This window comes from Streptomyces sparsogenes (genome assembly GCF_001704635.1).
GTDB lineage: Bacteria > Actinomycetota > Actinomycetes > Streptomycetales > Streptomycetaceae > Streptomyces > Streptomyces sparsogenes.
Window position 1 is genome coordinate 1 of the sequence record NZ_MAXF01000208.1, and the last position, 7,372, is coordinate 7,372.

At 73.6% G+C, this 7,372-nt stretch carries 3 protein-coding genes and 1 pseudogene; 1 reads left to right on the top strand and 3 read right to left on the bottom strand.

Going from position 1 to position 7,372, the window contains the following annotated elements:
* The 3 genes from BBH68_RS36550 to BBH68_RS44150 all read right to left on the bottom strand — a co-directional run.
* On the bottom strand, window positions 1-5,512 hold a 5,512-nt coding region (locus BBH68_RS36550), incomplete at its 3' end, for an SDR family NAD(P)-dependent oxidoreductase (protein ID WP_141713141.1).
* A gap of 131 nt (window positions 5,513-5,643) precedes the next feature.
* Window positions 5,644-6,087: a hypothetical protein gene (locus BBH68_RS44145; protein ID WP_065968192.1), complete on the bottom strand. Its 444-nt coding sequence runs from the start codon at window positions 6,085-6,087 to the stop codon at window positions 5,644-5,646.
* Between the two features lie 181 nt (window positions 6,088-6,268).
* Window positions 6,269-6,394 (bottom strand): hypothetical protein, encoded by a 126-nt coding sequence (locus tag BBH68_RS44150; RefSeq protein WP_281182516.1) that lies wholly within the window; start codon window positions 6,392-6,394, stop codon window positions 6,269-6,271.
* A 706-nt stretch (window positions 6,395-7,100) separates the two neighbouring features.
* Between BBH68_RS44150 and BBH68_RS43700 the strand changes: the two are divergent.
* Window positions 7,101-7,372 (top strand): annotated as a pseudogene (locus BBH68_RS43700) (phosphotransferase); the annotation flags it as partial.

Genomic DNA, 7,372 nt, shown 5'->3' on the forward strand with positions numbered 1-7,372 from the left:
GGCGGTGCCGGTGCGCCTCGACGTAGCCGATGTCCTCCGGAGTGACGCCGGCCCGTTCCAGCGCGGTGGTGATCGCGCGCTGCTGGGCGCGCGGGTTGGGCACGCTGTATCCGTTGGTCCGGGCGCCGTGGTTGACGGCGCTGCCCAGGATCAGGCCGTGGATGCGGTCCCCGTCGGCCAGCGCCTTGCGGTAGGGCTTGAGCAGGACGGCGCCGACGCCCTCGCCGGGCACATAGCCGTCGCCGCCCGCGCCGAAGGCCCGGCAGCGGCCGTCGGAGGACAGGAAGCGGCCCTGGCTGAGGAAGGCGAACTTGTACGGGTGGATCGAGACGTTGACGCCCCCGGCGATGGCCAGTTCGCTCTCGCCGCTGCGCAGGCTCTCGCAGGCCAGGTGGATGGCGGTGAGCGAGGAGGAGCACATGGTGTCGAGCGCCATGCTCGGACCGGACAGGTCCAGGGCGTGGCTGACCCGGTTGGCGATGCTCGCGTAGGACGAGCCGGTGAGCGGCCGCCCGCCGCGCAGCGCGTCCAGGGCGCCCTGGAACTGGTACTCGCCGTACATCACGCCGACGTACACGCCGACCGGGCGGCCGGCCAGGTCGGAGCGGCGGTAGCCGGCGTCCTCCAGGACGTGCCAGGCGTTCTGGAGGAACAGGCGCTCCTGGGGGTCCATCAGCTCGGCCTGGCGCGGGGAGATACCGAAGAACAGCGGGTCGAAGCGGTCCACGTCGCTCAGGAACCCGCCCCACCTGGTGTGGGCGAGGCCGGGCGCCGTCGGGTCCGGGTCGTACCAGCGGCGGCTGTCCCAGCGCTCCGCGGGGATCTCGGTGATGGCGTCGCGGCCCTCGACCAGGCTGGTCCAGAACTCGTCGAGGTCGTCGCCGGCCGGGTAGCGGCCGGCCAGGCCGATGACGGCGATGGCGGCGGTGTCGTCGTCGGCGGGTTCGGCCGGCCCGACGGGTCTGGCGGGTTCGGCGACGCCCGCTCGTGCGGTACGGCGCGGGGCGCGCGGCGGGCGCGGGGCGGTGCCTTCGGGGGCGGGCGTGACCGGTGCGGCCGCCGGTGTGCCGCCGGTCAGTTCGGCCGCGTGGTGCTCGGCGAAGTAGCCGGCCAGCTCGCCCAGAGTGGCGTACTCGAAGAACAGGGTCTTGGACAGGGCCTCGAAGTGCCGGTCCAGCTCGCGGTTGAGCTTGGCGATCATCAGCGAGTCGATGCCGAGCCGGTCGAACGGGGCGTCCTCGGCCAGTTCGGCCGGATCCAGGCCGGTCTCGGCGGCGATCAGCTCGCGCAGCAGCCGCAGGGCCTCGTCGCGCGGGCCGCCGCCCTCGGCGGGCGCGGTGGCCGTGGCGGGCCGGGCCGCCGGGGCGACGGGCGCCGTGAGCGCGGTGGTGATGGTGCGGAGGTCTCCGTAGGCGGCGACGAGCGCGCCGGGGGTGCCGAGTGCCTGTTCGAACAGGTCGAGGCCGGTCCGGGTGGGCAGTACGCCGAAGCCGGTGCGGGCGGCGATGTCCGCGGCGGCCTCGGCGCTCTGGCGCATCCCGCCGTCGGCCCACATCGGCCACGCGATCGCGGTGATCCGGCCGTGCCGTTCGGCGTACGCCTCCAGGTAGGCGTTGGCGTACGCGTAGTCGGTCTGGCCGGGGTTGCCGATGTGGGCGGCGATGGAGGAGAACGCGACGAAGAAGTCCAGCGGGTCGTCGGCGGTGGCCGCGTCCAGGGCGCGCAGTCCGGCGGCCTTGGGGGCGAGGACGGCGGCGAAGTCCTCGGCGGACTTGTTCAGGGCGAAGCCGTCGCGCAGCACACCGGCGGCGTGGACGACACCGGTGAGCGGCCCGAACTCCTCGCGTATGGAGGCGAGCCCGGCGGTCACGGCGTCCGGGTCGGACACGTCGACGCTGCGGTAGACCAGGCGCTCGTCCAGATCGGCGGGCCGTTCGCCGCGGCCCAGCAGGACCACGCGGGCGTCGGCCCGGGAGAGCAGCCGGCCGGCTACGGCGCGGCCCAGCCCACCGGCGCCGCCCGTCACCACGTACACACCACCGTCGCGGACGGCTGCCGGGGCGGTGGTCGGGGCCGGCTCGGCGCGCGGGACCCGGCGGCCCTGGGCGGTGTGGGCGACCTCCGGGTCGCGGCCGTGGCCGGCCAGTTCGCCGGCGAGCGCGTCGGCCTCGGCCACGTCCTCGGCGAGGCCCACGGCCTGCACTTCGAGCAGGGGGTTCTCCGCGCGGACGGTCCGGGCGAACGCGGCGAGTGCGGCGCGTTCGGGGCGTGGGCCGTCGGTGTCGTGGCGGTGCAGCAGCAGGACGCGCACGGGCGCGGTGGGGCGGGCGGCGAGGAGCGTGCGGACGACGTGCAGCGCCTGTTCGGGGGCCGGTTCGTCGACCAGGACGACGTCCGGCGCGGTGGCCGGGTCGAGATCGCGGGTGACCGTGCCGACGCCCAGCGCGGTGAGGTGCGCGGCGAGCTGTGCGCCGCGCGCCGGATCGGCGGTGACGACGGCGGCCGTGTCGCCGAGGGGTGCGCCGGTGGGCTCGGCGGGCGCGGCGGTCCAGCGGCGGACCAGCAGGGCCGACTCGCGGGGCTCGCCGAGGACGCGCACGGTGAGGTCGTGCAGGCGGGCCAGGACCTGGCCGTGGGTGTCCAGGACGGTGAGGTCGGCGTGCGCGGTCCGCTCCCCCAGCGGGCCGGCCGTGACGTGGACATGGCAGGGCCCGGTGACGGGGGCGTGCACGGTGAGTTCGCCCAGGGCCAGCGGCAGGAAGCCGTCGGCCCGCTCGCCGTAGGCCCGGGCGAGCAGCACGACCAGGGCGTGCAGGGCGCCGTCCAGGAGGGCGGGGTTGAGCACGACGCCGTCGAGCGAGGCGCCGTCGGGCGGTTCGAGGGTGCCCAGGGCCTCCCCGTCGCCGAGCCGGACCTCGGTGAGGGCGCGCATGCGGGGGCCGTAGTCCAGGCCGTGGGCGCGCAGGAGGTCGTAGCAGTCGGCGTGGGTGACCGACTCCGCGCAGCGGGCGGCGAGGGCGGCCGGGTCGGCCGGCTCCGGGCGCGGGGCGGCCCCGGGGTGGATCTCGCCGGTCGTGACCACCCGCTCGTCGGCGAGGAGTTCGAATCCGACCGTGTCGCGCTCGCGCCACAGCTGGACCAGCGCGGTGCGCGGCCCGGTGGCGTAGGAGAGCAACTGCTCGAAGGAGACTCCGCGCAGCCGGACCGGTCCGCCGAGGGAGAGTTCGCCGGCCGCGCGGGCCAGTTCCAGCTGTCCGGCGGCGGGCATGACGGGCTCGTCGTCGACGCGGTGGTCGGCGAGGTAGAACTCGGTGCCGGTGCGGGAGCTGCGGTAGACGAGGGTGTCCAGGGTGGAGACGTTCTCGTCCAGCATGGGATGCGGGCCGGGGCCGGTGACCCGGTCGGCGGGTGCGCCGGCGTCCGGGCCGGTCAGCCAGCAGCGGCGGCCCTCGAAGGGGTACGTCGGCAGCGGGACGCGGCCGCGCTCCTCGCCCTCGAACCAGGCCGCCCAGTCGACGGCGGCGCCGGCCTGCCAGGCGCGGGCCACCCCGTCCCAGGGGCCGTCGGTCACCGTGAGGGCGACACCGCGGACCTCGTCGTCGGCGCCGCGCACCGGGATGCGCGCGCGGGCCGCGGCCGGCACCGGGCCGTCGCCGGTCAGCGCGTCCTGAAGCCGCAGCGCCCCGGTCACGCAGGCGGCGGCCCGGGCGGCGAGCCCGTCGCCGTGCACCGCGACCGGGGTGAGGCCCCAGCCGCGCCACAGCTTGCCGAGCGCGTACTGCACGGCGAACGCCCGCCCCCGCTCGCCGAGCCGGTCGGCGCCCGCGGCGAGTGCGGCCTCGTGGTGCCCGGCGAAGGCGGGCTCGGCCGCGGCCCACCGAGCGGCCAGGCCCGCCGCGTCCGGGACGTCCTCGGCGAAGACGAAGGAGACCTCGCCGGTCCCGGGCCGCTCGGGGACCGGGGCCTCGCGCAGCGCCCCGGCGAGGGCGACGCGGTCGGAGCCGGTGACGGCGATCCGGTACTCATGGGCGCGGCGGCCCACGGCCAGCGTGTAGGCGACGTCGGCGAGCGCGGCCGGGTCGTCGCCGTCGAGGTGGTCGGCCAGGTTCCGGGCGGCCGTGGCAAGCGCGGTCGCGGTACGGGCGGACACCACCAGCAGCTGCTGCGCGCGGTGCGCGTCCCCGGTGACGGGGGCGGGCGGGGCCTCCTGGAGGATCGCGTGCGCGTTGGTGCCGCCGATGCCGAAGGAGCTGACGCCCGCGCGCAGGGGGCCCTCCCCGGCCCAGGGGACGGTGTCGGTGCTCACCTTGAAGGGGCTGGCCGCGAAGTCGATGGCCGGGTTGGGGGTGGTGTGGTTGACGGTCGGCACCAGCGTCCGGTGCTTCATCATCAGCACCGTCTTGATCACGCCCGCGACCCCGGCCGCCGCATCCAGGTGGCCGACGTTGGACTTCACCGAGCCGATGGCGCAGAACCCGGTGTCGGCGGTGGACTCCCTGAACGCCCGGGTGAGCGCCGAGACCTCGACCGGGTCGCCGAGGCGGGTGGCGGTGCCGTGTGCCTCGACGTAGCCGATGGAGCGGGGATCGACACCGGAGACGGTGTGCGCCTCACGGACGACGGCGGTCTGGCCGGCGGCGCCGGGCGCGGCGAAGCTGACCTTTTCGGAGCCGTCGTTGTTGGTGGCCGTGCCCTTGATGACGGCGTGGATGGTGTCCCGGTCCGCGATGGCGTCCCGCAGGGGCTTGAGGACCAGGACACCGACGCCGTTGCCGGCGACGGTGCCGCTGGCGTCCGCGTCGAAGGTGCGCACATGCCCGTCCCGGGACAGGATCGCGCCCTCCTCGTACAGGTACCCCTTGGCCTGCGGCAGTTTCACCGTGACACCGCCGGCCAGCGCCATGTCGCACTCGCCGTTGATCAGCCCCTGGCAGGCCAGGTGGATGGCGACCAGGGAGGTGGAGCAGGCGGTCTGGACGGCGTAGCTGGGACCTCGGAGGTCGAGTTTGTACGACAGCCGGGTGGCCAGGAAGTCCTTGTCGTTGCCGACCATCACCGCGAAGTGGTTCGAGGTGGTGGTCTGGTCGACGCGGGGCAGGACCTGCTGCTGGAGGTAGGTGTTGATGGCCGCGCCGGCGTAGACGCTGATCAGCCCGTCGTAGCGGGCGGGGTCGTAGCCGGCGTGCTCCAGGGCAGCGTGGCCGGTGGTCAGCAGGATGCGGTGCTGCGGGTCGGTGATCGCGGCCTCGGCCGGGGTGAACTCGAAGTACCCGGTGTCGAACAGGTCGACGTCCGGGATGACCCCGTGGGCGGGGACGTACTCCGGGTCGTCGAGCAGCCGCGCGGGCACCCCCGCCGCCGCCAGTTCCTCCCGGCTGAACCGGGTGATGCCCTCGCGGCCCTCGCTCAGCAGGCGCCAGAAGGAGTCCAGGTCGTCGGCGCCGGGGAAACGCCCCGCCATGCCGATGATCGCGACATCCGTCTCGGCTGCCTGGACCTCGTGGCTGCTCACTGGCCCTGTCTCCCCTTTTCGTGGGCCCGTTCCGGTCCGGACGGGCAGGTGGCGGCATTGGTCGGTACGGGCCCTCGGCCCCTTGGCGCTGCGGCAGGCGGGTCCGGGTGGTCAGCCCGGCCCGGGGCGGCTCACGGGGCCGTCCTCGGCGATCCGACCGGCGCGGTCGGGTCCGGGGTGCGGGCGCTCCGGGCGGCGAAGGCGGCCGTGAGCGTCGGGGACGGCATCCGGGTGCCCGCGTTCCATTCGGCCGGCGGGCGCCGGACCTCGGCGGCGGGCCCCCGGACATGGCGGCGCCCGCCGAGCGGCCCGGCCACGCGGCACCGGTCGGGCGTCAGCGGGAGGTGGAGGACGGGGCCGTCGTTGTCCCCGTGTTCGGCGGCGGGTGTCAGGCCCGAGCGGAAGAGGTCGTACCCCCGGCACCGGATGTGCATCTCGCCCATCGATAATTCCCGTCGGCGCCGTGGTACGGCGCCGACGACGGCCGCGCGTTCCTCGGCGAAGAGATAAATGTCCGCGGCGTCGTCGAATTCCTCCGCGGACTTCACGTCGGCGGGAAGTATCTCCTCGGTCACTGTTCCCCCGGGCCCCGTTCTCCGTCCGCTTGCCAGGCGTTCAGCGATAAGCGCTCGTCGCGTGCCCGTGCGGCGATGGCGAAGTCCCCGATCCGCTCGGTCTTCTCCGCCATCGTGTCGTCACCGGCCCCTTCGAGATGGCCACGAGCCAGTCGCAGGTCTCGTTTTATCGGTTGTGGGCTCACACAGGTGGCGCCGCGGCCAGCCGGCGGCTGTGCGGGCGCATATCGGTCCAGTTATCCTCGATGAAGGCGAGGCAGCCAGTGTCGCGACAGATGTCATCGTTTTCTTTGAAGGGAATGGACATACCACCCCTCACCTGGAGAGACCTGAGCCATCGTGACGTTTCCTGTAAGCCGCCCCCAAGATCGCCACCTTGGTTTGCCGATGCCAAGAGTCAGTAACCAGTAGGGGGACAATCACGGAGATGCCGCCTCCGGCCCATGCGGCCTGAGGCTTCCCCGTCTCGCTCCCCTAATCCGAATCGAGAGCTTAGGTTGACTTGATCACGGCCGTCAACCGCCTCCCGAGGGCCGCGTAGCTCGATTCCTCGCCCCGGAGCCACCGCGCAACAGTCGATCCCTACCCGGGGAAAGAGGGAAACGGAGGTTGACCATGTTGCCATCAGCCCTGATCGGCCAAGCTTTTCGATCGCAACCGGACTCTCGTGGCGTTGCCCACGCTCGTGTCGATGGCCCCACGGACCGGGTGACGAACAACTCGGCACCCGGGCTACTTGAGTCACCTATCCGCCATCGGCAGTTTCATCGGCGGAATTGACGGCGCCTTCAAAGTTGAAGAATTGACGGGACACGCACTGAGCCGCGTGATCCACTTCTCCGGAGGGGCCCCTGAGATCTTGACCACAGTCGCTCGGTCCGAGCCCTGGCGCAGCCGCTGGCAGCGCGTGGACTGGGCACACCTGAAGCCATCCAGGCACCCACCCGGCCGGGAGGAGCATTCGACTCCCCCCCACGGCCTCCGACCCGACGAAGGACCCAAAGGTCACACTCGTGAGCATCCGTACGACGCATCGCGCTCTGCTGAGCCGCCTGCTGCCCGATGACAAACCGGACGACCTCGCAGTACGCCAGGGGCAATTCCACACCGTGGTCATGGGCTCAGACCGCGTCGTATGCCTGCCTCGCACCCCGGCAGCGGCCGCTCGGTTACCGGAGCGGATGGCCGCACTACACGCCCTCGCCGGCCTCGACCTCGGCTTCCGCACTCCTGAGCCACTGCTCCAGGGCGGCGCCCACGGCACCGACGAGGCGCCGTTCCTCGT